Raw genomic sequence first — 26908 nt, forward strand, 5'->3', positions numbered from 1 at the left:
CCGTCGGTCACGTGGTTACGGTCGCAAGGAAAGAAGATCAACTGTCGGCCTCCGGCCAGACTTTCCTTCCCGCCCACGTGTGAGGACGACATGCCCAACGACCCCCAGGCGCCGGCCACCGCACCACACGCGACCCGCCCCCGCAGAGCCCTCATCGTCGCCAACCCGACGGCCGACACCATGCACCCCGGGTTACTGGCGGAAGTCACCGCGCTGTGCCGAGAACGCCTCGAACGGGTCGACATTCACATCACGACGCGCCGGGGAAGCGCCCGCGACGTCGTGAGCGAGGCGCTGCGGCAACCACGGGCAGCAGCCCCGGACCTGGTCGTCGCGATCGGCGGCGACGGCACCGTGGGCGAAGTGATCGCGGGGATGGCCGGTGGTCGTCGGCCCGCCACCGCCGCTCTCGCCATCGTCCCGGCGGGCACGGGCAACTCCGGCTACCGGATGCTCTGGGGCGGCCTCCCCTGGCAGGACGCCGTCCGCACCGCACTCAGCGGACCCTCCGCGAGCACGGAGCGCCGCATCGACCTCGCGCTCCTCGTCGAGACCGGCGCCCTCGTCTTCCTCGGCGCGTGCAGCGGCGTCATCGCTCAGGCCCTGGAGACCGCCCGGGGCATACCCGTGACCGGGCCCGCCCGCTACGAACGCGCCCTGGCCGAGACCGCGGAGACGTTCACCGCCTACCCCGGCCGCGTCACCGTCGACGGCGCGGTCATGCACGAGGGCGACACCGTCTTCGCCAACGTCGGCGGCGGACGGATCCGCGGCGGCCAGTACCTCGTCCTGCCCTGGTCGGTACCCGATGACGGGCTCCTCGACGTCTGCGTCCTCGGATCCGATGTGCATCCCACCGAGGTGGCGGCACTGACCCTGACCGGCGCGCACCTGGACCGCCAGAACGCCGTCTACGCACGGGGCCGCACCATCCGGGTCGAACGCCTGGACGGCAGGCCCCTGTGCTTCGAGTACGACGGAGAGCTCCAGCCCGCCGCCGGACCGGCGATGACCCTGCAGGTCCTGCCCGCGATGATCCCCGTGTGGGGCGCGCCGGTCACCGGGACGGCAGCCGCCGCATGACCGCCCGAGACGGCACGCGCGGCACACCGCCCCCCGAGGACACCACCGCTTCCCCCACCCATCAGGGAGCCGATCCGGAGCACCCCGCCGCGCTGGCCTCACTCGCGCGATGGGCCGCCGCACTCAGCCCCCAGGACGTGCCCGACCGGCTGCTCTCCCTCGCCGCCAGCCAACTCCTCTCCCAGCTCGCCTCCATCCGGGCGGGCGCCGAGCAGCCCCTGGGCCGGCGCATGATCCAGGCGTTCGGCCCCCCGTTCCAGGCCGACCCGCGCACCTCGGCGTGCGTCCTGGCCGGCCTCGGGTCCTGGCTCAACCTCGATGACACCGCCTACGCCGGGCACCTGTCCAACTCCACCGTCGCCGTCCCCCTCGCGTACGCGTACCACCACGGCCTGGACGGTGCCGCCCTCCTCACCGCGATCGTCGCGGCCAACGAATGCGCCGCCCGCGTCACCGCCGCGGCGACCCTGGGCCCGCTGCGCGGACAGAGCGCCCTGCACACGCACCTCGTCGGAGCCACCGCCGGCCGGCTGCACTGCGAGGGCGCCGACGCCGATACGTGGACCAACGCCCTGGGTCTGGCCCTCGCCATGCCCCCGTGGCCCCTCATGCGTGCCTTCCTGGCCAGCGACGCCCGCCTGTTCAACGCCTTCTCCCCCGTGCGCACCGCCATGGACGCCTGCGACGCGGCGACCGCCGGGTTCCAGGGGCCTGCCGACCTGCTCGAACACCCCGACGGCTTCCTCGCGCGCTTCGCCACCGTGCCCCTCGTCAGCGCCGTCACCGACCGCTTGGGCGAGCGCTGGCACACCGACACCCTGTCGTTCAAGATGCACCCGGGCGGGCCCGGGGCCGACGCAGCCATCGACTGCGCGCTCGACCTGCACCGCGAGCTCTCGATCGGCCGCCCCGACAGCACCGCAGACACCGCAGACACCGGAGACACCGCTGACACCGCAGACACCGCTGACACCGCCGAGATCGCCGAGATCGTCGTCGAGACCTCCCTTTACACGCTCGCCGCCCAACGCACGGCGGAACGCTACGCAGACGGCCCCGGAGCGCCCCTCGGCGCGCTCGTCCTGCACACCCCGTACACCGTCGCGACCGCCCTCCTGACGGGCGAACTGACCGTCGCCGACTTCACCGCGCCCCGCCGCGACGAGGAATCGCGCTGGCAGACCGCCCGGCGCGTCCGGCTCGTCCACGACCCCGCCATGACCCGGGCCCTGCTCACCTCGGAGGCGCCCTTCGGAGAGGCGGTCCGCCAGGCCGGCTCCGACGCCGGGGCCTGGCTCCACGCTTTCGGCGGCCCTGAGCTGATCGAACTGGCCGCCGCCGTACGACGCCCCGGGGGCTCGGCCGACTTCACCCGTGCGTCGAAGCTCACCGGGGCCCGCGTGACCGTACACCTCTCCGACGGCCGCACCGCGACCAGGGAGCGCATGATCCCCCTCGGCGCCGCGGGTCCCCACACCCGTCGGCATCACGCTCGCCTGATGCGGGAGAAGTTCGCCGGCCTGGGCGGTCCGCACCACGTGGGGGAGGCCGTCGCAGAGGTCCGCGGGATGTCCGCCGCTGCCCTTCGAACCTGGACCGAGGCAGCCCTGAACTGACCGTCAGCCACGACCGAGAGCCGGTCCGATGACCGCTCACAGCACCCCGCGCCGCGGTCCGGGCGGCAACGGCACGAGGAGCACGCCGGACCGGCGTGCCGAGATCCTGGAGGCCGGCCTCTCCATCGTCCGCGCCATCGGATTCGGAGAGGCCACCGCCGCGGACATCTGCTAGTCGCGGCCGCCGATGATGCCCGGCGGGAGCGTGATCCCGCCGAGCGGGTCGGTCCCGCCCGTGCCGCCGTCGGTTCCGCCGGTGGTTCCGCCGGTCGTCTGCCCGCCGGGACGCCCGTCACCGGGCTTGCCGTCCCCGCGACCCGGCTTGCCGGGCTTACCCGGCTTGTTGGGCTTGCCGCCGGGGGCCGGGCTCGGGGTGTCGGGGATGTGCACCGTGACGAAGCCCGGGGCCTCGCGGCCGGAGAGCGCGCCGGAGACGGCCTGCTTCCAGATCGGGCCGGGCAGGCCACCACCGAAGACCTTGTCGTAGTACTGGCCGCCGATGGTGATGTTCTCCATCGACACCTGCTTGGCGCCGCCGGAGCCGACCCAGGTCGCGCCGGACATGTTCGGGGTGTAGCCGACGAACCAGGCGTTGTAACGGCTGTCGGTGGTACCCGTCTTGCCCGCGCTCTCCCGGTCCTTCAGACCCGACTGCTGACCCGTACCGGAGTCGACCACGCCGAGCAGCAGCGTGTTGATGGTGTCGGCGGTCCTCTCGCTCATCGCGCGGCCGCACTTGGACTTCGGGACCGTCAGCGCCTTGCCGTGCGAGTCGGTGATCGACTCGATGGTGACCGGGGTGCAGTACACGCCGCGGTTGGCGAAGGTGGCGTAGGCGTTGGCCATGGTCAGCGGGGACATGCCCTCACTGCCGAGCGCGATGGCGGGGACCTCGGGGAGCTTGGCGCCGTTGGCCGGGATCACGCCGAGCTTGGTGGTCATCTCGGTCACGGGGCACAGGCCCACCTCGGAGATCATCTCCACGAAGTAGGTGTTGACCGACTTGGCCATCGCCTCCTTCATCCCGTACGGGCCGACCTCGGACTCGGTCTCGTTCTCCACCTTGGCCCGGTCGGTGTTGACCCAGGGCTTGTCGCCGCAGGTCCGCACCGGGCTCGGGTAGTCCATGTCGTACGGGGACTGGTAGATCTTCGTCGGCGGCAGTCCGCCCTCGAGGGCCGCGGCCGCGACGAACGCCTTGAAGGTGGAGCCGGTCGGGAAGCCGAAGTTCGAGCCGCCCATCTTCTTGTCCACCGAGAAGTTGATCTGGGTCTCGTTCTTGCCGAAGCCGTACGGCTTGGACTGCCCCATGGCGAGGACCCGCCCGGTGCCGGGCTGGACGAGGGTGACGGCCGTGGCGACCTTGTCGTCCTGGTCCACGTGGTCCTTGATGGACTCGTTGACGGAGTCCTGCGACTGCGGGTCCAGGGTGGTGCGGACCGTCAGGCCGCCCTGGTTCCAGACCTTCGCCCGCTCCTCGCGGGTCTTCCCGAAGGCGGTGTCGTCGAGGAAGGTGTTGCGCACGAAGTCGCAGAAGAAGCCCGCGCCCTTCACGGCGGTGATGCAGCCGTTCTTCGGCTTGGTCACCTTCAGCTGGACCGGCTTCGCCTTCGCCGCGTCCGCCTCGGCCTGGGAGATGTCCTTCACGTCCGCCATGCGCTGGAGGACGATGTTGCGGCGCTTCATCGCCTCCTGCGAGTCGTTCAGCGGGTCGTACCGGCTCGGCGACTGGACCACGCCCGCCAGCAGCGCCGACTCTTCCAGGGTCAGGTCCTTGGCGGCCTTGCTGAAGTAGCGGTGGGCGGCGGATTCGATTCCGTACGCCTGCTGGCCGAAGTACGTGATGTTGAGGTAGTTCTCGAGGATCTTCTGCTTCCCGAGCTCCTCCTCGACCTGGATCGAGTACTTCAGCTCGCGGATCTTGCGTCCGAGGCTCTTCTCCTGGGCCTCGCGCACCTTCGTCTCGTCGTCGCCGGCCTCTTCGACGAAGACGTTCTTCACGTACTGCTGGGTCAGCGTCGACGCGCCCTGCGCGGCGCCGCCCTCCTGGGCATTGCGGTTGACCGCACGCAGGATGCCCTTGAGGTCGATCGCGCCGTGCTCGTAGAAACGCGAGTCCTCGATCGCGACGATGGCCTTCTGCATGTACGGGGAGATGGCCGTGATCGGGACCACCTGCCGGTCACGCGAATAGACCGTGGCGATCAAGCCACCCTCCGCGTCCAGAATCGTGGTGCGCTGGCTCAACGGTGGTGTCTTGAGATTGGCCGGGATCTCATCGAACCCCTCGACCGTGCCCTTGGCCGCGAGCCCCAGGGCGCCGGCACCCGGGATCGCGATCCCCGCCAGCACAACTCCGGAGAGAACGGACACACCGAGGAACTTGGCGGCCTGCTGTGGCCCCGTGAGCCCGCCGCCCGAGCGCTTCTTTCCCATAGAGGGCAGCCTACGTTCTCATTCGCCGGACACGCGCGAATGCCTTGGCCTAAGCTGTCCTCAACTGTCACAGCAGTGCGGTGGGACATCAACCCCCCGGCTTGTTTTTCACCCTTCCCGAATGGGGTGGACGCATGTCCGAATCTCGCCCCCTGTGATCAGCATGCCCCGTCGATTTCACCCAAATCGCCGGAATGGTCGGGCATGTCGCAGGATCACTCCGTCGGGTGATCTGCCGCTTACCCATAGTCCGTTCGGACCATTCAAGATTGGGCCCGTCGGGGGTGTTGCACTGTGCCCACCTTCCGTAACGTCCTCAACTGGCAGCGGTGAATATGCCGCTACCGCCGTGGGGGAGCCTCGATTCGGGAGAGGACGGCGCCGGGATGGGCTGGGTTACCGACTGGAGTGCGCAGGCAGCCTGCCGCACTACCGATCCGGATGAACTGTTCGTTCAAGGAGCGGCACAGAACAGGGCCAAGGCGGTGTGTACCGGATGTCCGGTGCGGACCGAGTGCCTGGCCGACGCGCTCGACAATCGTGTCGAGTTCGGAGTGTGGGGCGGAATGACCGAGCGGGAACGACGTGCGCTGTTGCGCCGGCGTCCCACCGTCACCTCGTGGAGGCGACTGCTCGAAACCGCACGCACGGAGTACGAGCGCAGTACGGGCATCCTCACCATGGATGCCGATGAGGAGATCGACGTTCCGTACGAGACGTACCTGGCAGCCGGGTAGACCACCTGGGCACCACGTCGTAGGAACGCCTACGCTCCGGCCGGAACCCCGGCCGCGAGTCGCTCTCCGATGGCCCGCAGCCCGGCGAGGTCGTGTACGTCGCCGGGCAGGGCGGCCACTTCGGCCACCGCCACCTCGGGGTGCAGCGAGGTGAAGCGGTCACGCGTGCGCTGTTCGCGCGCGATGACCTGCATGCGCTCCGCGTGCAGGCGGAGCAGTCCTGCCGTGATCACATCCACGTCGGCGTCCGTGCCGGCGTGCACGCCGGCCTCCACGGCGGCGTCTACTGCGGCGTCCAGGTCGACGTCTACGGCGTCGGCGCCGGTCTCTCGCGCGGTGCGGGTGTCGGGGCCGGAGCCCGGGGCGGTGTCGGGGGCGGTGTCGGAGACGGAGGCCGTGGAGTCACGAAGTCCAGCTTTCCCGGACTCCTGATCCACAATGCGGCCTTCTTCAAGATTCTCCGCAGCGGCCAACGCCCGCTCCGCCGACAGCTGTTCGGCGCCGCTGCCGTGCACCCGGTTCAGTACGAGCCCGGCCAGCGGCATCCGCTCCGCGGCCAGCCGCTCCACGAAGTACGCGGCCTCGCGCAGCGCGTCCGGTTCGGGCGCGGAGACCACGAGGAACGCCGTGCCGGGAGCCTGGAGGAGCTGGAAGGTCGCGTCCGCGCGGGTGCGGAAACCGCCGAACATCGTGTCCATGGCGGCCACGAAGGTCTGTACGTCCTTCAGCAGCGAGGCGCCCATCAGCTTGCTCAGCGTGCCCGTCATCATCGACATGCCGACATTGAGGAACTTCATCCCCGCCCGGCCGCCCACCTTCGCCGGAGCCATCAGCACCCGGATGAACTTCCCGTCCAGGAAGGACCCCAGCCGCCCCGGCGCGTCCAGGAAGTCCAGCGCGGACCGGCTCGGCGGGGTGTCCACCACGATCAGGTCCCAGTCGTCCCGGGCCCGCAGCTGCCCCAGCTTCTCCATCGCCATGTACTCCTGCGTGCCCGCGAAGCCGGCCGACAGGGACTGGTAGAAGGGGTTGGCGAGGATGGCCTCGGCCCGCTCGGGGTCGGAGTGGCCCTCGACGATCTCGTCGAAGGTCCGCTTCATGTCGAGCATCATGGCGTGCAGTTCGCCGCCGTTCCCGTTCTCGGACACCCCGGTCACCTTGCGCGGGGTGTTGTCGAGCGAGTCGATCCCCATCGACTGGGCCAGCCTGCGCGCCGGGTCGATGGTCAGGACGACCACCTTGCGCCCGCGCTCGGCCGCCCGTACCCCGAGCGCCGCGGCGGTCGTGGTCTTGCCGACCCCGCCCGCCCCGCAGCACACGATGATCCGGGTCTGCGGATCGTCGAGCAGCCGGTCGACGTCCAGCCGCGGGGGAGCGTCCATCTTCGCCTCCGTCATCGCTTCCATCGTCCCGGCCCCGTTCATTCCCCGCCCACTTGCTTGCGCAGCTCCGCGGCGAGCCCGTAGAGCCCGGCCAGGTCCATCCCCGCGCCGAGCATGGGGAGTTCGTACGCCGGCACGTCCAGTCCCGCCAGTACCGCGCGCTGGGCGCGCTCCAGCTCCACCCGGCTCGCGTGCTCGGCGGCCTGCGCGAGCAGCGGGTCCACCAGCCGTTCGGCCACCCCGCCGCGCCGGGCACTGCCGAGGCCGGCCCGGGACAGCGCCCTGGAGACGTCGGAGCGCCGCTCGCCGGCGGCGGCGCGCAGGGCGTCCTCGTCGAGGTGGTGCGGCCGGACCATGTTGACGACGACCCGCCCCACCGGCAGGCCCGCCTGCTGGAGTTCGGCGATCCCGTCGGCGGTCTCCTGCACCGGCATCTCCTCCAGCAGGGTGACCAGGTGCACGGCCGTCTCGGGGGACTTGAGCACCTTCATGACGGCCTGCGCCTGGTTGTGGATCGGCCCGAACCGGGCCAGGCCCGCCACCTCGTCGTTGACGTTCAGGAAGCGGGTGATCCGCCCGGTCGGCGGAGCGTCCATGATCACGTGGTCGTAGACGAACCGGCCGGCCTTGTCCTTGCGCCGGACCGCCTCGCACGCCTTGCCCGTCAGGAGCACGTCCCGCAGCCCCGGCGCGATGGTCGTCGCGAAGTCGATGGCGCCGAGCTTCTTGAGGGCGCGGCCGGCCGAGCCGAGCTTGTAGAACATCTGGAGGTAGTCGAGGAGCGCCCGCTCCGCGTCGATGGCGAGCGCGTAGACCTCCCCGCCGCCCGAGGCGACGGCGATCTTCCGGTCCTCGTAGGGGAGCGCCTCCGCCCCGAAGACCTGGGCGAGGCCCTGCCTGCCCTCGACCTCCACGAGAAGTGTCCGCCTGCCCTCGCGTGCGAGGGCGAGCGCGAGTGCCGCGGCGACCGTGGTCTTGCCGGTGCCGCCCTTGCCGCTGACCACCTGGAGCCTGCTCACAGGGCCCGAGCCTAATTCCTCCCCGGCGGCGGCGGTGGTGCCGGGGCCCCGCACGGCAGGCACTACGCTCGCTCCCATGACCAAGAAGTTCGAATACGCGACCGTCCCGCTGCTGGTCCACGCCACCAAGCAGATCCTGGACACCTGGGGCGAGGACGGCTGGGAGCTCGTCCAGGTCGTTCCCGGCCCGAACAACCCCGAGCAGCTCGTGGCCTACCTGAAGCGGGAGAAGGCGGCATGAGCGGAGTCGTCGAGGCGAAGCTGGCCGAACTCGGCCTGACCCTCCCCGAGGTCGTCCCGCCGCTGGCCACGTACCAGCCGGCCGTGCGGTCGGGTGCCTACGTGTACACCGCGGGGCAGCTCCCGATGGTCAAGGGCAACCTGCCGGTCACCGGCAAGGTCGGCGCCGAGGTCTCGGCGGAGCAGGCCAAGGAACTGGCCGCGACCTGCGCGCTGAACGCGCTGGCCGCGGTGAAGTCCGTCGTCGGCGACCTCGACAAGATCGCGCGCGTCGTGAAGGTGGTGGGCTTCATCGCCTCCGCACCCGACTTCACGGCCCAGCCGGGCGTGTTGAACGGCGCGAGCGAGCTGCTGGGTGCCGTCCTCGGCGACAAGGGCGTCCACGCCCGCAGCGCGGTCGGCGTGGCGGTCCTCCCGCTGGACGCCCCGGTCGAGATCGAGATCCAGGTCGAACTGGTCCCCGGAGCCTGACCTCGGCGTTCTCACGCCCGGAGGGGCTGGATACATATCCAGCCCCTCCGGCGTCTTTCCAGCCGTCCGGCGTTTGAGGACCGGGGTCTGGGGCGGAGCCCCAGGGGTCCGGGCGCAGCCCGGGGAACGGTGGAAGGGCGGGTAGGGGAACTTTGCCCCGCGCAGCGGCAAGGGCCGCAGCGGGTACCTCGCCCCGCGCAGCGGCGCATCCGCAGCCCGCGGTGGCCCCTGCGCAGCGGTGTGCGGAGGTCAACCCTCGAACATCGGCCCGGATGCCCGTAGCATCCCGCCATGCCGAATGGTCAGTACGGTCAGCAAGAGACCTCCGCCGGAGGTCAGTGGTACCCGCCGGAGTGGCCCGACCGGATCCGCGCACTCGCGGACGGCGCCCTCACCCCGGTGGAACCGAGGCGCGCCGCCACGGTGATGCTGCTGCGCGACACCCCCGAGGGCCCCGCCGTGCACATGCTGCGCCGCCGCGCCGAGATGGCCTTCGCCGGAGGCGCCTACGCGTATCCCGGCGGCGGCGTGGACCCCCGGGACGAGGACCACCTCATCGGCTGGGCCGGCCCGACCCGCGCCGAGTGGGCGCAGCGCATGGGCACGGACCCCGCCACCGCCCAGGCGATCGTCTGCGCAGCGGTCCGCGAGACCTTCGAGGAGGCCGGGGTCCTGCTCGCGGGAGAGTCCGCGGACACCGTCGTCGGCGACACCACCGGCGAGGACTGGGAGGCCGCCCGCGCGGCCCTGGTGGCCCGTGAGCTGTCCTTCGCCGAGTTCCTCGACCGCCGGGGCCTGGTCCTGCGCTCCGACCTGCTCGGCGCGTGGGCCCGCTGGATCACCCCGGAGTTCGAGCCGCGCCGGTACGACACCTGGTTCTTCGTCGCGGCCCTCCCCGAAGGCCAGCGCACGCGCAACGCCTCCACCGAGGCCGACCGCACGGTCTGGACCCGCCCCGCCGACGCCGCCGCCGGCTACGACAAGGGCGAGCTGCTGATGATGCCGCCCACCATCACCACCCTGCGCTCCCTGGAGCCGTACGGGAGCCCCGCCGAGGCCCTCGCGGCGGCCGGGGCCCAGGACCTGACCCCGGTCCTCGCCAAGGCCACCCTCACGGACGGGGAGCTCGTGCTCAGCTGGCCGGGCCACGACGAGTTCACCAAGCGCGTCCGCCTCGCCCCCGGCCCGGCGAGCTCCGGCCCGGCGAGCTCCGGCCCGGCGGACACCGGAGGAGCCCCCGCATGACCGATGCCGCCGCCCTGCCCGGCCAGCCCCGCGGAATCGTCGTCTCCGGACCCGCCACCGCCCGCGCGGTGAACGTCCTGGCCCCGAACGCCTCCCCGATGACCCTCGACGGCACCAACACCTGGCTCGTCTCCGAGCCCGGCTCCGACCTGGCCGTGGTGATCGACCCCGGCCCGCTGGACGACGTACACCTGCGCGCGGTCGTCGCCGCCGCCGAGGAGGCGGGCAAGCGGGTCGCCCTCACCCTCCTCACCCACGGACACCCCGACCACGCGGAGGGCGCGGCCCGCTTCGCCGAGCTGACCCGGACGAAGGTCCGCGCCCTGGACCCGGCCCTGCGCCTGGGCGACGAGGGCCTGGCCGCCGGGGACGTCATCCGCACGGGCGGCCTGGAGCTGCGCGTGGTGCCGACGCCCGGCCACACCGCGGACTCGCTCTGCTTCCACCTGCCGGCCGACCGGGCGGTCCTGACCGGTGACACGATCCTGGGGCGCGGCACCACCGTCGTCGCGCACCCCGACGGGCGCCTGGGCGACTACCTGGACTCCCTGCGCCGGCTGCGCTCTCTGACGGTCGACGACGGGGTCCACACGGTGCTCCCGGGGCACGGGCCGGTCCTGGACGACGCGCAGGGCGCGGTGGAGTTCTACCTCGCCCACCGGGCCCACCGCCTCGCGCAGATCGAGACGGCGGTCGAGAACGGCCTGACCACCCCCGAGGCGGTCGTCGCCCACGTCTACGCGGACGTGGACCGCTCGCTGTGGCCGGCCGCGGAATGGTCCGTACGCGCGCAGCTGGAGTACCTGACGGAGCACGGGCTGATCCCCGGGGCTCCGGACTGAGCGGGCCGACGACAGGCCCTAGCCCGCAGGGCGGGGCGCCTTCGTCCCGTGCCGGGCCGTGTACTCGTCGGCGAGCCACGGCCCGAGGTCCTCGACGTAGGCGCGCAGCACGGCCGGGTCCGCGACCGGGTCCAGTGCTGCGGCCGCCGCGGCGCGCATCTGGTCGGCGCGCTCGGGGTAGTACTGCCCGAACACCTCCGCCGACTCGGTGAGGTCGCTGGTCCAGCCGCCCCACCGCGGCATGACGAGGGTGAACCCGGTCCGCACGAGGTGCCGCGAGACGCCCCGGCACAGCTTCCGGTACTCCCCGGGCGTGGCTGCCTCCCGGATCCGCTCGCGCACCTTGGGCAGCAGCTCGGCGAGGTCGCCGTTGGACTCGCGGGCGAGCAGGCTGTCCGGCCGGTAGCGGGGCAGGTGCTCGGCCAGGTCCGCACCGAGCAGCGGGGTGCACAGGCAGGCGAGGAACCAGCCCAGGTCGTAACGTTCCTGCTCGCTCAGCAGCCGGTCCTTGCCGTACAGCAGGATCCCGACCCCGTCGATCTCGGCGAACTCCTCGTCGATGCCGCGCGCCAGCGCCTCGGTGGTGTCGCGGTCCTCGGCGCCGGGCGCGTGGTGCAGGGCGATCAGCAGGTCGAGGTCGGAGTGCCCGGGCCGGGCCGTCCCGCGCGGCACGGACCCGTACAGGTAGGCGCTGTGCAGCCGTCGCCCGTACGCCTCCCCGATCCGCTCCCGCACGGCGGCGACGAGCCCCCGGAACCCGTCCTGCAGCTGCCCGAGCGAGCCTTCGCGCTCGAAGTACCCGTACGCGTCGAGGCCTCTGTGCTCCATGGGGCCACTGTGCACAATCCAGCCCCGCCGGCGTTTGAGGCGCGGGGGCGCGGGGGCAGAGCCCCCGGAACGGCGCCGCAGGCACACGAAAAGGGGCCCCGCCCGACCGGGCAGGACCCCTCAACCACCTAAGACCAGCGTCAGCGGGACCGCTTCGCGAGCCGCTCCACGTCCAGCAGGATCACCGCGCGGGCCTCGAGGCGGAGCCATCCGCGTCCCGCGAAGTCGGCCAGCGCCTTGTTCACGGTCTCGCGCGACGCGCCGACGAGCTGGGCCAGCTCCTCCTGCGTGAGGTCGTGCACGACGTGGATGCCCTCCTCCGACTGCACGCCGAAGCGGCGCGACAGGTCGAGGAGCGCGCGGGCCACACGGCCCGGAACGTCGGAGAAGACCAGGTCGGACATCTGGTCGTTGGTCTTGCGCAGGCGCCGCGCGACGGCGCGCAGCAGCGCGGTCGCCACCTCGGGCCGGGCGTTGAGCCAGGGCTGGAGGTCTCCGTGACCCAGACCCAGCAGCTTGACCTCGGTCAGCGCGGTGGCGGTGGCGGTGCGCGGGCCCGGGTCGAACAGCGACAGCTCGCCGATCAGCTCTCCGGGGCCGAGGACGGCCAGCATGTTCTCGCGTCCGTCGGGGGAGGTGCGGTGAAGCTTCACCTTGCCCTCGGTGACGACGTAGAGCCGGTCACCGGGGTCGCCCTCGTGGAACAGGGCGTCACCACGTGCGAGGGTCACCTCGCCCATGGAGGCGCGGAGCTCCGCGGCCTGCTCGTCATCGAGCGCCGCGAAGAGCGGGGCACGCCGCAGTACGTCGTCCACGAGTCTCTCTCCTATGTCGACCAGCCAGGGGATCGCTCCCCCATTTTGCCGGACGGCTCAAACAGTGCGATCAATCACGTTCATCACAAGGATGCCGGACGTACGGGTGTGCTGTGCGGCGAGAGGCCGATCGGGGTGGTGTTACCTGAGGTCCGGGACGGTCGTCGCCCCCGTGTCCCGGACCTGCGGGGAGTCCAACAGGCCGGTGAGAGCACAGGCCAAGGGGTCCGGGGGAGTGACGGCCACACCAAATTCAGCCGTGGGCGAACACGTCCTGGTGGGAGCCCTCCCGGAGCAGTCACCCCCGTTCCAGGGCAAAACTTCGGCCAAGAAACCCCCGGCGGGCGGAGATCACGTCCGGCCACGGGCGGAGGGCCGCGCGGCGTAGCCTTCGGGGATGGCAGAGAGCAAGGTCAAGAAGGCCGGGGCGAAGCCGGAGAGCCATCTGGCGATGGTGCGGCGGGCACGCAGGATCAACCGCGAGCTGGCGGAGGTCTATCCGTACGCGCACCCGGAGCTCGACTTCCGCAACTCCTTCGAGCTGCTGGTCGCCACGGTCCTGTCCGCGCAGACCACCGACCTGCGCGTGAACCAGACGACCCCGGCCCTCTTCGCGGCGTACCCGACCCCCGAGGACATGGCCGCAGCCGATCCGGAGGCGCTGGAGGAGATCATCCGGCCGACCGGGTTCTTCCGGGCGAAGGCCAAGTCCCTGCTCGGCCTCTCGCAGGCGCTGCGCGACAACTTCGGCGGCGAGGTGCCGGGCCGGATCGAGGACCTGGTGACGCTCCCGGGGGTCGGCCGCAAGACGGCCAACGTCGTCCTCGGCAATGCGTTCGGAGTCCCCGGCATCACGGTCGACACGCACTTCGGCCGGCTGGTGCGGCGCTGGAAGTGGACCGAGCAGGAGGACCCGGAGAAGGTCGAGGCGGAGATCTGCGCGATCTTCCCGAAGAGCGAGTGGACGATGCTCTCGCACCGCGTCGTCTTCCACGGCCGCCGGATCTGCCACTCCCGCAAGCCCGCCTGCGGGGCCTGCCCGATCGCACCGCTCTGCCCGTCCTACGGGGAGGGCGAGACCGACCCGGAGAAGGCGGCGAAGCTCCTGAAGTACGAGAAGGGCGGCCAGCCCGGCCAGCGCCTGACCCCGCCCCCGGACTACCCGGGCCTGCCGGCGCTCCCACTGGGCGGCTCCTCCGCCCAGTGAGTGAGCCCAGCCACATCCCGTCCGGCCCCGGCTAAATCCAGCCCCTCCGGCGTTTGAGGAGCGGGGGTCCGGGGGCCGGCCCCCGGCAACGGACCCGCACCTGCAAGGAACGAATCGCTACCCGAACCGCGTTTGGCGGTGTGGGGAAACGCAGAAGCACGGACAGGGGTGCCTATGACAGAGGCCACGCAGAACCGCAGGGCGGGCGCCACCTTGCCCGGCGCAGCCGCCGCGTACGGGGCCCCGTACGACACCAAGAGCGGCCAGCGCGGAAGCATCGAGCTCCGCACCCACGGCCTGCCCGACTGGCTGGACCCCGTCGTCGAGGCGGCCCGGACGGTCCGGCCCACCCAGCTCAGCCGGTTCCTGCCGCCGGAGGACGGCCGCGGCCGCCAGTCCGCCGTACTGATCCTCTTCGGCGAGGGCCCCCGGGGCCCCGAGCTGCTGCTGATGGAGCGCGCCGGCACCCTGCGCTCGCACCCCGGCCAGCCCTCCTTCCCCGGCGGCGCCCTCGACCCCGAGGACGGCGACCCGCACACCACCGGCCCGCTGCGCGCCGCGCTGCGCGAGGCCGAGGAGGAGACCGGTCTGGATCCGGCCGGGGTCCAGCTCTTCGGGGTGCTGCCGCCCCTCTACATCCCGGTCAGCGAGTTCGTCGTGACCCCGGTGCTCGGCTGGTGGCGCGACCCCAGCCCGGTCGGCGTGGTCGACCCGGCCGAGACCGCCCGGGTCTTCACCGTGCCCGTGGCCGATCTCACGGACCCCGGACACCGGGTCACCGTCGTGCACCCCGGCGGCTTCCAGGGCCCGGCCTTCACCGTGGAATCGGCTCTGGTCTGGGGTTTCACCGCCGGAGTGATCGACCGGATCCTGCACTTCGCCGGCTGGGAACGCCCCTGGGACCGGTCCCGGGAAGTCCCGCTCGACTGGCGCGCATGAGACGGTGACCCCTGTGAACGTGCTGGACATCTTGTTGCTGCTCGCCGCCGTATGGTTCGCGATCGTCGGCTACCGGCAGGGGTTCGTCGTCGGCATCCTGTCGGTGATCGGCTTCCTCGGCGGTGGTCTCGTCGCCGTGTCCCTGCTGCCCCTGATCTGGGACCGGGTCACCGACAACGGCACCCAGGTGTCCACCACGGTCGTCGTCATCGCCGTGGTCGTGATCATCATCTGTGCCTCGATCGGCCAGGCGCTGACCACCCACCTGGGCAACAAGCTCCGGCGCCACATCACATGGTCCCCCGCCCGCGCGCTCGACGCGACGGGCGGCGCCCTGGTGAACGTGGTCGCGATGCTGCTGGTGGCCTGGCTGATCGGGTCCGCGCTCGCCGGTACGTCACTTCCCACGCTGGGCAAGGAAGTCCGCAACTCCAAGGTGCTCCTCGGTGTCTCCCGGGTGCTCCCGGAGCAGGCGAACACCTGGTTCTCGGACTTCAGTTCCACCCTGGCCCGCAACGGCTTCCCGCAGGTCTTCAGCCCGTTCTCCAACGAGCCGATCACCGAGGTCCAGCCGCCGGACCCGCTGCTCGCGCGCAGCCCCGTGGCCGAGTACGCCAAGCGGTCGATCGTGAAGGTCGTCGGCACGGCTCCCGCGTGCAGCAAGGTGCTGGAGGGCACCGGCTTCGTCTTCGCGCCGGGCAAGGTGATGACCAACGCGCACGTGGTCGGCGGGGTCGGCGAACCGACCGTGCAGGTCGGCGGCGAGGGCAAGCTCTACGACGGCAAGGTCGTGCTCTACGACTGGGAGCGCGACATCGCCGTCCTGGACGTGCCCAAGCTGAAGGCGCCTGCGCTGGAGTTCACCGACAAGGACGCGGCGGGCGGCAGCGACGCCATCGTCGCGGGCTTCCCGGAGAACGGCGCCTACGACGTCCGCGCGGCGCGCGTCCGCGGCCGGATCAACGCCAACGGCCCGGACATCTACCACCGCGGAACCGTGCGACGGGACGTCTACTCCCTGTACGCGACGGTCCGCCAGGGCAACTCCGGCGGCCCGCTGCTGACGCCCGAGGGCAAGGTGTACGGAGTGGTCTTCGCGAAGTCCCTCGACGACCCCAACACCGGTTACGCCCTGACCACGGACGAGATCCGCGACGACATCCGGATCGGCCAGACGGCGAACCGGCGGGTCGACAGCCAGGGCTGCGCCCTCTGAGCCCTACGGGAGCGTGTGTGGGGTTCCGCGGCCCTGTCGGGCCCCGGAACCCCTGCCCGGGCGGAAAGCCTGCCCGGGCCCTGCCTACGTACGCTGGTGCCTGAGCCGGGCGGAGACCCAGCGGGCCCGTCGGCGCAGGATGCGCGGAATCCCGAGTCTGGGGTCGTCGTGGCCTTCGCGGCCCTGCCCCCTGTGCGTGCCCGGCGTGACCGTCGAGCGGCGTTCGTGTGCGGTGTCACCGTAGTCGTGCGTCCAGCTCATACTCCGAGCTGTGCCCGGGGCCCAAGGTCGGTAATCGCCTTCGGGGCGGCCAATTGGCCTATGCGCCAGGCAATTGAATGCTTGTCATATAAGCGACTGTCCGCTCAGCGGTCCGGCTCGGGATCCTTCAGCCAGTTGACCAGCTCGGTCGAGAACGCCACCGGGTCCTCCTCGTGCGGGAAGTGCCCGAGCCCGTCGAAGAGCCGCCAGCGGTACGGGGCTTCGACGTACTGCCCGGACCCCGCGGCGCTCCGCGTGCGCATCACCGGATCGAGCGAGCCGTGCAGGTGCAGCGTCGGCACCCGCACCGGCCGCTTCATGCGCCGGTTGAACTGCAGGCCGTCGGGCCGGGCCATGGACCGCATCATCCAGCGGTACGGCTCGACCGAGCAGTGTGCGGTGGAGGGGATGCACATCGCGCGCTGGTACACCGCGATGTCGTCCTCCTCGGGGAGCCGGGGGCCCGACCAGTCGCGGATCAGTTCGCCGACGAGCGCCCCGTCGTCGGCGACGAGCTGACGCTCGGGCACGAACGGCCGCTGGAAGCCCCAGATGTGCGAACTGGCGCGGGTCTGTCCGAAGTCGGACAGCATCGCGGAGCGCCACCGGCGCGGGTGCGGCATCGAGGACACGACCAGCCGGCGCACCAGCTTGGGTCGCATCACCGCCGCCGTCCAGGCGAGGTAGCCGCCCAGATCGTGCCCGACGAGGGCGGCGTCGGGCTCGCCGAGGGACCGTACGACCCCGGTGATGTCGAGCGCCAGGTTGGCCGGGTCGTAGCCGCGCGGGGTGCGGTCGCTGCCGCCCACGCCGCGCAGGTCCATCGCGACCGCCCGGTAGCCCGCGTCGGCCAGCGCGGTCATCTGGTGCCGCCACGTCCACCAGAACTGCGGGAAGCCGTGCAGGAGCAGCACCAGCGGCCCGTCACCCAGCTCGGCGACGTGGAACCGCGCCCCGTTGGCCGCGACGTCCCGGTGCGTCACTTCGCGCCCGCCGGGGATGGCGATCCGGACCGCCGTGGCGGCGGTGGGGGGCGTGGCGAACGTGCCGGAATCGGACGAGGGGGCTGTCATGAAGACGAGCGTGCCACACCCACGGCGTTGTCACTGACCGACCGGGCGTGGGGCTTGACGGTGCCGACGAGGGCCGCCGTCTCCTTGACCGAGGCGATGGTCTTCACCGGCGGCTTGATCTTCTTGAACTTCGCCATGGCGATCAGCCCGATCACGCCCGCGAGCAGCCAGAACGCCACCCCGACGATCAGGAAGGACCAGGCCAGCCCGAGCCCGAGGTTGTGGATCCCGTACGCCGCGGCGAAGCTCAGCACCGGCAGCGAGAAGAGGAGGAGCACGCCGGCGACGATGGCGGCGCCGCTGCCGATGCCCGCGCGCTTGACGTCCTGCTTGATCTCCACCTTGGCGAGGGCGATCTCGTCGTGCACCAGGGCGGACATCTCGGCGGTGGCCGAGGCGACCAGCTGGCCGAGTGTGCGCTCGGCTCCTGGGGCCCCTTGGTCCACTGCGCTCATCGCTCTCTCCCTCTGTCGTCCGACTGCGACGGCTGTCCTGTCGTCAGGTCAGATCATGCCGGACGGCCGTCGTCGGCGCTGGACCCGCCCGGAGCTTCGGCCGCGGCGATCGCGGCCTCCTCCGCCCTGCGCAGGTGCTCCGCGGCCTTGGCCTCGTAGATCTTCGCCATCCGCAGGTGGTAGTCCGGCTTGTCCTGCTCGTAGATGTCGGGGATGCCGTCGAGGTCGTCATCGCGCTCCTCGTCCTCGATGAGCGCCTTGTACTTCCGGTTGCGCATCTTCAGCAGGACGCACGCGATGACGGCGGCGATGAGCGAGCCGATCAGCACGGCGGCCTTGATCTCGTCGGTGAGGACGGGGTCGTCCGTGAAGGCCAGTTCCCCGATCAGCAGCGAGACGGTGAAGCCGATGCCGGCGAGCGAGGCGACGGCGAAGACGTCCGGCCAGGCCAGGTCGTCGTTGAGTTCCGCCTTGGTGAAGCGGGCGGCGAGCCAGGTGCCGCCGAAGATGCCGAGCGTCTTGCCGACGACGAGGCCGAGGACCACGCCGAGGGGCTCGGGCCGGGTGAAGACCTGGCCGATGGACTCGTCGGAGAGGGAGACGCCGGCCGAGAACAGGGCGAAGAGCGGGACGGCCAGACCGGCCGAGAGCGGCCGGACCATGTGCTCGATGTGCTCGCCGGGGGAGTGCTCCTCGCCCTCCTTGCGGTGGCAGCGCAGCATCAGGCCCATGGCGACGCCGGCGATGGTGGCGTGGACGCCGCTGTTGTACATCAGGCCCCAGATGACCAGGGCGAGCGGGACGTAGACGTACCAGCCGCGCACGTTCACGCGGAGCAGGAACCAGAAGAGGACCAGGCCGGCGACCGCGCCGCCGAGCGCCAGGAAGTTGATCTCGCTGGTGAAGAACACCGCGATGATCATGATGGCGAACAGGTCGTCGACGACGGCCAGGGTCAGCAGGAACGCGCGCAGGGCGGACGGCAGCGAGGTGCCGATGACGGCGAGGACGGCGAGGGCGAAGGCGATGTCGGTGGCGGTCGGGACCGCCCAGCCGTCCGTCGAGCCGTTGCCGAGCACGTTGGTCAGTACGTAGACCAGCGCGGGCACGGCCATGCCGCAGATCGCGGCGATCACCGGGAGCGCGGCCGCCTTGGCGTCGCGCAGGTCGCCCGCGACGAGCTCGCGCTTGAGCTCGATGCCGGCGACGAAGAAGAAGATGGCGAGCAGGCCGTCGGCCGCCCAGTGCTGGAGCGAAAGGTCCAGGCCGAGGGAGGCGGGCCCGATGTGGAAGGAGCGGACGCTGTCGTAGCTCGCCGAGATGGCGGGCACGTTCGCCCAGATGAGTGCGGCGATCGCGGCCACGAGGAGGAGGACGCCGCCGACCGTCTCGGCGCGCAGGGCGTCGGCCACGAAGCGGCGCTCGGGCAGCGAGAGGCGGCCGAGGAGCTTGCGGTTCTGGCTGTCGGTGGGGGTGGGCGCGGCCACGGGAGGCACCTCCGGGGTGGGTTGGACGGCATGGCGAAGCACGTTGCCGACCAGACTTCCCGGCGCACCCTGTGGAGTAATTCTTTAATCGTCTAATACTTTACAGGGTGTACGCATGGGCGTATCCGGTGATCGTCACTTTATGTGCGAAAGGGGCATCCGGCGCGCCGCGCCGGATGCCCCTTTCACCGTGTCGTACGGCTACCGCCGGACGCTGCCTCAGTCCTCGCTGCCGGCGGCCGGCAGCTTGCTCTGGATCAGGTCCATGACGGAGGAGTCCGCGAGCGTGGTGACGTCACCGACCGCGCGGTTCTCGGCCACGTCGCGCAGCAGACGGCGCATGATCTTGCCCGAACGGGTCTTCGGCAGCTCCTGCACCGGCAGGATCCGCTTCGGCTTGGCGATCGGGCCGAGGGTGGCACCCACGTGGTTGCGGAGCTCCGCGACCAGCGTGTCCGTCTCGGAGGCGCTGCCGCGCAGGATGACGAAGGCCACGATGGCCTGGCCGGTGGTCTCGTCGGCCGCGCCGACGACCGCCGCCTCGGCGACCGAGGGGTGCGAGACGAGCGCCGACTCCACCTCGGTGGTCGAGATGTTGTGGCCGGAGACCAGCATGACGTCGTCGACGCGGCCGAGGAGCCAGATGTCGCCGTCCTCGTCCTTCTTGGCGCCGTCGCCCGCGAAGTACTTGCCCTCGAAGCGAGACCAGTACGTGTCGATGTAGCGCTGGTCGTCGCCCCAGATGGTGCGCAGCATGGAGGGCCACGGCTCGGTGAGGACCAGGTAGCCGCCTCCGCCGTTCGGGACCTCGTTCGCCTCGTCGTCCACGACGGTGGCGGCGATTCCGGGCAGCGCGCGCTGGGCCGAACCGGGCTTGGTCTCCGTGACGCCGGGCAGCGGGGAGATCATCATCGCGCCGGTCTCGGTCTGCCACCACGTGTCCACGATCGGGCAGCGGTCGCCGCCGATGTGCTTGCGGTACCAGATCCAGGCCTCGGGGTTGATCGGCTCGCCGACCGAGCCCAGGACGCGCAGGCTCGAGAGGTCGAACTTCGCGGGGATGTCGTCGCCCCACTTCATGAACGTACGGATCGCGGTCGGCGCGGTGTAGAGGATGGTGACGCCGTACTTCTGCACGACCTCCCAGAACCGGCCCTGGTGCGGGGTGTCCGGCGTGCCCTCGTACATCACCTGGGTGGCGCCGTTGGCGAGCGGCCCGTAGACGATGTAGGAGTGCCCGGTCACCCAGCCGATGTCGGCGGTGCACCAGTAGACGTCGCTCTCCGGCTTCAGGTCGAACACCGCGTGGTGGGTGTACGAGGCCTGCGTGAGGTAGCCGCCGGAGGTGTGCAGGATGCCCTTGGGCTTACCCGTGGTCCCCGAGGTGTAGAGGATGAAGAGCGGGTGCTCGGCGTCGAAGGCCTGCGGCGCGTGCTCGGCGCTCTGGCGCTCGACGATCTCGTGCCACCAGACGTCCCGGCCCTCGGTGAAGGCGGTGTCCTGGCCGGTGCGGCGCACCACGAGCACATGCTCGACCTGCGGGCACTTGGCGACGGCCTCGTCGATGGCGGGCTTCAGGGCGGAGGGCTTGCCCCGGCGGTAGCCGCCGTCGGAGGTGATGACCAGCTTCGCGTCGGCGTCCTGGATGCGGGAGGCGACGGCGTCGGCGGAGAAACCGCCGAAGACCACGGAGTGCGCGGCGCCGACGCGGGCGCACGCGAGCATCGCGACGACGGCCTCGGGGATCATCGGCAGGTAGACGGCGACGCGGTCGCCGGCCTCGACGCCCAGCTCGGTCAGGGCGTTGGCGGCCTTGGAGACCTCGTCCTTGAGCTCGGCGTAGGTGATCGAGCGGCTGTCGCCGGGCTCGCCCTCGAAGTGGATGGCGACGCGGTCGCCGTTGCCGGCCTCGACGTGGCGGTCCACGCAGTTGTACGCGACGTTCAGCTTGCCGTCCGCGAACCACTTCGCGAAGGGCGGGTTGCTCCAGTCGAGCGTCTCGGTGGGCTCGGTGTCCCAGCTCAGCCGACGCGCCTGCTCGGCCCAGAAGCCCAGCCGGTCCGCGTCGGCCTGTGCGTACGCAGCCTCAGTCACATTGGCGGCGGCGGCCAGATCGGCGGGCGGTGCGAACCGCCGCTCCTCCTTGAGCAGATTGGCCAGGCTTTCATTGCTCACGACGCATCTCCCTTTCCCAGGGTGTCCGTTGTGTCCCCGGTTGTGTCCCCGGGCATAGCTCATCAGTCAATGGCCCGGGTGACAAGAGGTTGCCGTGAATTGGTGTAGACCTATTACCCCGGCCGGGCCCACGCGCGAGTGGCCCCCTCCCGCCGCAGGGTGCGGGAAGGGGCCACTGAGTGGCACGGATACGGGAGGGTATCGGTTCAAGGCTCCCGCTCGGAGGGGGTCTACCCGTTCGGCCGCTCGGCTGCTGAGCCGCTTGGCCGGTGAGTCGCCTGGCGGTTCAGCCGCTTGGCCGTTCAGGCGCGCAGCGCGCCCGAGGCGACGGTGTCGAAGACCCGGCAGTCGAAGAAGTCCTCCCCCTCCGACAGCAGGTAGGCCTGCGCCTCGCCGACGTGGAAGTACATCCCGTGCAGCTCCAGCGTGCCCTCGGCGAGCCGCCGGGCCACCGATTCGTGCGCCCTCAGGTGCTCCAGCTGCTGCACCACATTGGTCAGGCACAGCTGCTCCACGGCGTCGGCCGGCAGCCGCCCGGAGATCCGCGCCCAGGCGTGATGGCGGCTGGCCATCCGCTCCAGGCTCGGCAGCCCGTGCCGCAGCCACCGCCGCAGCGGGGTCATCGGCACCCCGGGCGCCGAGCTGAGCAGCGCCTGCATGGCCCCGCACCCCGAATGCCCGCACACGGTGATGCTGTCCACCTTCAGGACGTCCACGGCGTACTCGATGGCCGCCGCGACCGAATCGTCCGTGGACTCGGCCCCCGGGAGCGGGACGAGATTGCCGACGTTGCGCACCGTGAACAGGTCCCCGGGGCCGCTGGCCGTGATCATGCTGGTCACCAGGCGGGAGTCCGCGCAGGTGAGGAAGAGCTGCGAGGGCCGCTGCCCCTCCCGGGCCAGCCGGGCCAGCTCCTCGCGGACGTGCGGAGCCGTGTCCCGCTGGAAGGCGCTGATGCCGTTGGCCAGTTGACCGGCGCCGCGTCCGCGGGCCGCCACCGGCGTGGTGACCGCGAGGGGCAGGGAGAGCGCGGCCGTACTCGCGTCGGCCTCCGGGGCCGTACTGGAACCCGTGGCGCGGTGGTCGCAGTGGTTCTGCCACGGCGTCCAGGGACGGCAGCACTGGTGGTCCCCGCGCTGCGCACCCCGATGGGCCCGCTCCGCGAGCCGGGCCCACTCGGCCCGCGTCGGCTGGTCCGGCTGGTCCTGCTGGTCGGATCCGGAGATCCTGGCCCCGGGCCGGCCGGTGACCTCCAGCGAGCCCCCGTGCGCCAGATGGGAGTTCCGCCAGTCCTGGAGGGTCTCGTAGGCGGCGTGGTCCATGAACGAGCCGTCCAGCTCGATGACGGCGTGGCCGTTGCCCGGGATCTGGTTGAGCACCCGGCTCAGCCGCGGTACGGCGAGGAAGGTCAACTGCCCACGCGCCCACACCCGGTGGACCCCGCTGTCGAGCTGCTCGACGGTGATCCGGGTCCGGGCCAGACGGTGCAGGGCCAGGGCGACGGCCATCGCGATGCCGATGGCGACGCCCTCCAGGACTCCGCCGAGCACCACGGCCACGATGGTCGTGGCGTAGACGAGGAACTCGCGGTGCCGGGTGACGGTGCGCAGGTGCGTGGCGCTCACCATCTGCACGCCGACCGCCATCACCAGTGCGGCGAGCGCGGCGAGCGGGATCAGGTCGAGGACCGGCACGAGCAGTCCGGCGGCGAGCAGGACCCAGAAGCCGTGCAGCATGGACGACCTCCGGCTCACGGCGCCGGACTTGACGTTGGCCACGCTGCGGACCGCGACGCCCGTGATGGGCAGTCCGCCCAGGGCGCCCGAGACGATGTTCGCCGCGCCCTGGCCGCGCAGTTCGCGGTTCAGGTCGGCCCGGGCGGGACGCTTGCCCGTGGTCCGCTCGGAGGCGATCAGCTTGTCGGTGGCCACCGCCGAGAGCAGCGACTCCACACTGCCGACCAGGGTGATGGTCAGCACCGCGGCGATGATGCCGAGCACCGGACCCTCGGGCAGCTCGGGCAGCGCGTGGCTGCGCCAGGACGGCAGGTCGACGCGGGGCAGGGAGAGCCCGGCGAGGGCCGCGAAGGCCGTCGCGGTGGCGACGGCGGCGAGCGCGGCCGGCACCTTGCGCAGCGCCTTGCCGACCCGGCCGGGCAGCCGGGGCCAGCCGAGCAGCACGACCAGCGTGAGCACGCTGATCCCGAGCGCGACGGGGTGCAGGTCGGCCAACTGGGCGGGAAGTCCCTGGACATTGGCCACGGCGGAGCTCTGCGGGGTGCCGCCGAGCACGATGTGCAGCTGCGCCAGGGCGATCGTCACGCCGATGCCCGCGAGCATGCCGTGGACGATGGCCGGGCTGACCATCAGCGCGGACCGGGCGGTCCGCAGCGCGGCGAGGCCGAGCTGGCAGCAGCCCGCGAGGACCGTGATGGCGCAGGTGGTGCGCCAGCCGTAGTGCTGGATCAACTCGGCGGTGACGACGGTGAGTCCGGCCGCGGGGCCGCTCACCTGGAGGGGTGCTCCGCCGAGGCGTCCGGCCACGATCCCGCCGACCGCCGCCGCGACGAGCCCCGCCTGGAGCGGGGCTCCGGTGGCCAGGGCGATGCCGAGGGAGAGCGGCAGGGCGATCAGGAAGACGGCGATGGAGGCGGAGAGGTCGGCGGAGAGGTCGGAGGAGGAGGCTCTCCCGGCGGGCGGAGGGGAGGTGGTGGTGGGGGTGCTCGTCATAGGTCCCGTCTCCTCGGGGGAGGGGTGAAGCGGCGGGATTATCAACACTCGGTAAACGAACGGTAATGGAGAGTAAAGACTAGTGGTAGGTAATACGGGCAAATGGCCTAGAAATTAGCGCCCACGAGTGAATAGGCATTTAGTCCGGCTTGTCACACCTTCCTTAAAACGGACCGCATGGGACGTTGCGGCGCGGAAGTCCTGCGACGGAACTGCGAGGGAAGAGGTGCGGCGGATGACTGCCACGACGAAGAGGGGCGCCACGAAGAGGGGCGCCGCGAAGAAGGCCGCGTCGAAGGGGATCGGCGGCGGTCTGGTCGCCACCGCGCTGGTCCTGGCAGTGGCCGGGTGCAGCACCTCGGAGCCCGCCGGCCGTCCGGCCCCCGGAGCCCAGGCGGCCAAGAAGGGCGCGGCCGCGCCGGAAGGCCCGGCCCCGGGCAGCGTCAAGCGGCTCATCGGGGACGGCTCGACCTCGTACACGGGCCTGCAGCCGAACGTACGGAAGGCGGAGAAGCTGAAGCCCGGCGAGAAGCCGCCGCAGTTCGTCGTCTATTCGTGGGACGGTGCGGGAGAGGACAGCCAGAAGCTCTTCTCGCACTTCCGCGAGGTGGGCAAGAAGTACAACGCCCGTATGACGTACTTCCTCAGCGGCGTGTACATGCTCCCGGAGGAGAAGCGTTCCCTCTATACGGCGCCCCAGCACTCCGCGGGCCGTTCCGACATCGGCTTCGGCGACCCCCAGGGCATCAAGGACACCGCCGAGCAGGTGCGCGGGGCCTGGCTGGAGGGCAACGAGATCGGCACCCACTTCAACGGCCACTTCTGCGGACCCGAGGGCGGCGTCGGGACCTGGTCCGTGGGGGAGTGGAAGAGCGAGATCAACCAGGCGAAGTCGTTCGTCAAGAACTGGAAGACGAACTCGCCCGCCCTCAAGGGCATGGAGGCGCTCCCGTTCGACTACGACAAGGAGATGATCGGGGCCCGCACCCCCTGCCTCGAAGGCCAGAAGAACTTCATGCTGGCGGCGAAGGAGATGGGCGGCTTCCGCTACGACTCCAGCGGCATCAGCAAGCAGATCTGGCCGAAGAAGACGGACGGCCTCTGGGACATCCCGCTCCAGCTGGTCCCCATGCCGGGCCGCGCCTTCGAGACGCTCAGCATGGACTACAACTACCTGGTCAACCAGTCCGGTACGACCACGCAGGGCGACCCCTCCCAGCACGCGTACTGGGGCGAGCAGATGCGTGACGGCCTGGTCAAGGCCTTCGAGCGGACCTATCAGGGCAACCGCGCGCCGCTGATCATCGGCAACCACTTCGAATCCTGGAACGGCGGCACCTACATGCGTGCCGTCGAGGACTCCATCAAGACCATGTGCACGCAGAAGGAGGTCCGCTGCGTGCCCTTCCGCGAGTTGGTGGACTGGCTGGACGCCCAGGACCCGAAGGCCCTGGAATGGATGCGCACCCTGGACGTCGGCGAGGCGCCCAAGGCGGGCTGGAACACCTTCCTGACGGCGGGGCCGCCGGCCAAGCCGGCCGCCCCCGCCGGGGTCAAGCCGGCTGAGGAGCCGGCAGGAGCGAGTCAGAACGAGGAGTGAGCAGCTCCCGCAGGACGAAACCGGGGTCGACCTGTGCCGCCAGGTCGATCCCGGTCTTCGCGTTGCCCCAGCTCTCCGCGTTGCGCAGGTGGAAGTGGACCATCTGCTCGGTGTACCGCTCCCAGTCGCGGTGCGCGTAGGAGTCGTCCGCGGCGTCCTGGAGCGCCTGCAGGGCCAGCCGGTTGGTGGCCTCCAGCAGCTCGAAGGCGGCCGGGCGGCCCTTCTCCATCGCCCGTACCCAGTCCGACTGCCCGACGGTGACCAGCAGGTCCTCGCCTGCCTCGTCCTGGAGGAACTCGATGTCCTCCGGCCCCTGCACCTTGTTGCCGACGACCTTGAGCGTGATCCCGAAGTCCCGCGCGTACTCCTTGTACTGGCGGTAGACGGAGATGCCCTTGCGGGTCGGTTCGGCGACCAGGAAGGTCACGTCGAAGCGGGTGAACATGCCGGAGGCGAAGGAGTCCGAACCGGCCGTCATGTCGACGACCACGTACTCGTCCGGGCCGTCGGCGAGGTGGTTGAGGCAGAGCTCGACCGCGCCGACCTTGGAGTGGTAGCAGGCCACGCCCAGGTCGGACTCGGTGAACGGCCCCGTCGCCATCAGCCGCACGGGCTCGCCGTCGAGGGTGAGGGTGCGCGCGCAGGCGTCGTAGACGGGGTTGTCCTCGTCGACACGCAGCAGCCGGGAACCGGTGCCGGGCGGAGTCGTCTTGATCATCGTGTCGGCGGAGGCGATGCGCGGGTTGGAGCCCCGCAGGTAGTCCTTGATGAGGGGCAGGTGCGCGCCCAGCGCGGGCAGCGAGGCCGCGTCGTCCTCGCTGAGTCCGAGCGCGGTGCCCAGGTGCTGGTTGATGTCGGCGTCCACCGCGACAACACGGGCTTCATTGGAGGCGAGGTGGCGGATGAAAAGGGAGGACAGCGTGGTCTTGCCGCTGCCGCCCTTCCCCACGAAAGCGATCTTCATGTTCACGAAGGGTAGTGGGTCGGTGGCTGTGTGTTGTATGCCTGAGTGAAGAAGACCACTCCAAGGAGGGGTCGGTGCTATGGGGGAG

The 26908-nt window shown here is 71.1% G+C and carries 23 protein-coding genes; 12 read left to right on the plus strand and 11 right to left on the minus strand.

The features are described from left to right. Positions 1–90 precede the first annotated feature (90 nt). From ACODT5_RS40065 to ACODT5_RS40075, 3 genes are read left to right on the plus strand one after another with little or no spacing between them, the layout of a single operon-like run. Entirely contained in the window at positions 91–1083 is a 993-nt protein-coding gene (locus tag ACODT5_RS40065) for a diacylglycerol/lipid kinase family protein (protein ID WP_422523917.1), read from the plus strand. Further along, the gene (locus ACODT5_RS40070) at positions 1080–2699 is read left to right on the plus strand and encodes an MmgE/PrpD family protein (RefSeq protein WP_422523918.1); all 1620 of its coding nucleotides are present in this window, start codon (positions 1080–1082) and stop codon (positions 2697–2699) included. Before ACODT5_RS40065 ends, ACODT5_RS40070 begins: the two co-directional genes overlap by 4 nt. Before the next feature lie 28 nt (positions 2700–2727). Beyond that, positions 2728–2874, plus strand: a complete 147-nt coding sequence (locus tag ACODT5_RS40075; protein WP_422523919.1) for a hypothetical protein — start codon at positions 2728–2730, stop codon at positions 2872–2874. Here the strand turns inward: ACODT5_RS40075 and ACODT5_RS40080 are convergent. Further along, positions 2871–5135 (minus strand): transglycosylase domain-containing protein, encoded by a 2265-nt coding sequence (locus ACODT5_RS40080; protein WP_422523920.1) that lies wholly within the window; start codon positions 5133–5135, stop codon positions 2871–2873. The genes ACODT5_RS40075 and ACODT5_RS40080 overlap by 4 nt on opposite strands. Positions 5136–5521: 386 nt before the next feature. Between ACODT5_RS40080 and ACODT5_RS40085 the strand changes: the two genes are divergently transcribed. Continuing rightward, on the plus strand, positions 5522–5872 hold the full coding sequence (locus ACODT5_RS40085) for a WhiB family transcriptional regulator (protein ID WP_385367389.1): 351 nt from the start codon (positions 5522–5524) through the stop codon (positions 5870–5872). Positions 5873–5901: 29 nt separating this feature from the next. On the opposite strand, the gene bagB is transcribed toward ACODT5_RS40085, so the two are convergent. Then, positions 5902–7269, minus strand: a complete 1368-nt coding sequence (gene bagB / locus ACODT5_RS40090; RefSeq protein ID WP_422523921.1) for an ATPase BagB — start codon at positions 7267–7269, stop codon at positions 5902–5904. A 23-nt stretch (positions 7270–7292) separates the two neighbouring features. Next, positions 7293–8273, minus strand: a complete 981-nt coding sequence (bagA, locus tag ACODT5_RS40095) for an ATPase BagA (RefSeq protein ID WP_422523922.1) — start codon at positions 8271–8273, stop codon at positions 7293–7295. 76 nt (positions 8274–8349) lie between these two features. On the opposite strand from bagA, the gene ACODT5_RS40100 reads away from it, so the two are divergent. The 4 genes from ACODT5_RS40100 to ACODT5_RS40115 all read left to right on the plus strand — a co-directional run bounded on the left by ACODT5_RS40100 (position 8350) and on the right by ACODT5_RS40115 (position 11071). Beyond that, a complete protein-coding gene (locus tag ACODT5_RS40100) occupies positions 8350–8514 on the plus strand; it encodes a Sp36 family protein (protein WP_112447450.1) in 165 nt (54 codons plus the stop codon). Continuing rightward, positions 8511–8984, plus strand: coding sequence for a RidA family protein (locus tag ACODT5_RS40105; RefSeq protein ID WP_243330527.1), 474 nt, complete (start codon positions 8511–8513; stop codon positions 8982–8984). The genes ACODT5_RS40100 and ACODT5_RS40105 overlap by 4 nt, the downstream gene beginning before the upstream one ends. A gap of 291 nt (positions 8985–9275) precedes the next feature. Further along, a complete protein-coding gene (locus ACODT5_RS40110) occupies positions 9276–10229 on the plus strand; it encodes an NUDIX hydrolase (protein WP_422523923.1) in 954 nt (317 codons plus the stop codon). Then, complete coding sequence (locus ACODT5_RS40115) at positions 10226–11071, plus strand: MBL fold metallo-hydrolase (protein ID WP_385367398.1); 846 nt, start codon at positions 10226–10228, stop codon at positions 11069–11071. Before ACODT5_RS40110 ends, ACODT5_RS40115 begins: the two co-directional genes overlap by 4 nt. 18 nt (positions 11072–11089) lie before the next feature. Here the strand turns inward: ACODT5_RS40115 and ACODT5_RS40120 are convergent, their stop codons facing one another. Together ACODT5_RS40120 and ACODT5_RS40125 are read right to left on the minus strand one after the other, a co-directional pair. Then, entirely contained in the window at positions 11090–11899 is an 810-nt protein-coding gene (locus ACODT5_RS40120) for a nucleotidyltransferase domain-containing protein (protein WP_422523924.1), read from the minus strand. A 140-nt stretch (positions 11900–12039) separates the two neighbouring features. Then, a complete protein-coding gene (locus tag ACODT5_RS40125; RefSeq protein ID WP_003981529.1) occupies positions 12040–12714 on the minus strand; it encodes a Crp/Fnr family transcriptional regulator in 675 nt (224 codons plus the stop codon). Positions 12715–13111: 397 nt separating this feature from the next. Here ACODT5_RS40125 and nth point away from each other — a divergent pair, with 397 nt between their 5' ends. The 3 genes from nth (at position 13112) to ACODT5_RS40140 (ending at position 16076) form a co-directional block, all read left to right on the plus strand. Further along, positions 13112–13921 (plus strand): endonuclease III, encoded by an 810-nt coding sequence (nth, locus tag ACODT5_RS40130; RefSeq protein WP_422523925.1) that lies wholly within the window; start codon positions 13112–13114, stop codon positions 13919–13921. 174 nt (positions 13922–14095) lie between these two features. After that, positions 14096–14860, plus strand: a complete 765-nt coding sequence (locus ACODT5_RS40135; RefSeq protein ID WP_422523926.1) for an NUDIX hydrolase — start codon at positions 14096–14098, stop codon at positions 14858–14860. Positions 14861–14873: 13 nt separating this feature from the next. Further along, positions 14874–16076: a MarP family serine protease gene (locus tag ACODT5_RS40140; RefSeq protein ID WP_422525172.1), complete on the plus strand. Its 1203-nt coding sequence runs from the start codon at positions 14874–14876 to the stop codon at positions 16074–16076. 365 nt (positions 16077–16441) lie between these two features. On the opposite strand, the gene ACODT5_RS40145 is transcribed toward ACODT5_RS40140, so the two are convergent. The 5 genes from ACODT5_RS40145 to ACODT5_RS40165 all read right to left on the minus strand — a co-directional run bounded on the left by ACODT5_RS40145 (position 16442) and on the right by ACODT5_RS40165 (position 24256). Further along, complete coding sequence (locus ACODT5_RS40145; protein ID WP_422523927.1) at positions 16442–17410, minus strand: alpha/beta fold hydrolase; 969 nt, start codon at positions 17408–17410, stop codon at positions 16442–16444. Beyond that, entirely contained in the window at positions 17407–17865 is a 459-nt protein-coding gene (locus ACODT5_RS40150; protein WP_266906122.1) for a phage holin family protein, read from the minus strand. Before ACODT5_RS40150 ends, ACODT5_RS40145 begins: the two co-directional genes overlap by 4 nt. 53 nt (positions 17866–17918) lie before the next feature. Further along, positions 17919–19352: a Na+/H+ antiporter NhaA gene (gene nhaA / locus ACODT5_RS40155; RefSeq protein WP_422523928.1), complete on the minus strand. Its 1434-nt coding sequence runs from the start codon at positions 19350–19352 to the stop codon at positions 17919–17921. Between the two features lie 219 nt (positions 19353–19571). Beyond that, positions 19572–21527 (minus strand): acetate--CoA ligase, encoded by a 1956-nt coding sequence (gene acs, locus ACODT5_RS40160; protein WP_422523929.1) that lies wholly within the window; start codon positions 21525–21527, stop codon positions 19572–19574. A gap of 302 nt (positions 21528–21829) precedes the next feature. Continuing rightward, positions 21830–24256 (minus strand): SulP family inorganic anion transporter, encoded by a 2427-nt coding sequence (locus tag ACODT5_RS40165; RefSeq protein ID WP_422523930.1) that lies wholly within the window; start codon positions 24254–24256, stop codon positions 21830–21832. Positions 24257–24491: 235 nt separating this feature from the next. Here ACODT5_RS40165 and ACODT5_RS40170 point away from each other — a divergent pair, with 235 nt between their 5' ends. Next, a complete protein-coding gene (locus ACODT5_RS40170; protein ID WP_422523931.1) occupies positions 24492–25856 on the plus strand; it encodes a polysaccharide deacetylase family protein in 1365 nt (454 codons plus the stop codon). On the opposite strand, the gene ACODT5_RS40175 is transcribed toward ACODT5_RS40170, so the two are convergent. Then, positions 25810–26820 (minus strand): ATP-binding protein, encoded by a 1011-nt coding sequence (locus ACODT5_RS40175; protein WP_422523932.1) that lies wholly within the window; start codon positions 26818–26820, stop codon positions 25810–25812. The genes ACODT5_RS40170 and ACODT5_RS40175 overlap by 47 nt on opposite strands. Positions 26821–26908: the final 88 nt, after the last annotated feature.

The sequence above is a fragment of the Streptomyces tatrensis genome (assembly GCF_049310065.1).
In the GTDB taxonomy this organism is placed as follows: domain Bacteria; phylum Actinomycetota; class Actinomycetes; order Streptomycetales; family Streptomycetaceae; genus Streptomyces.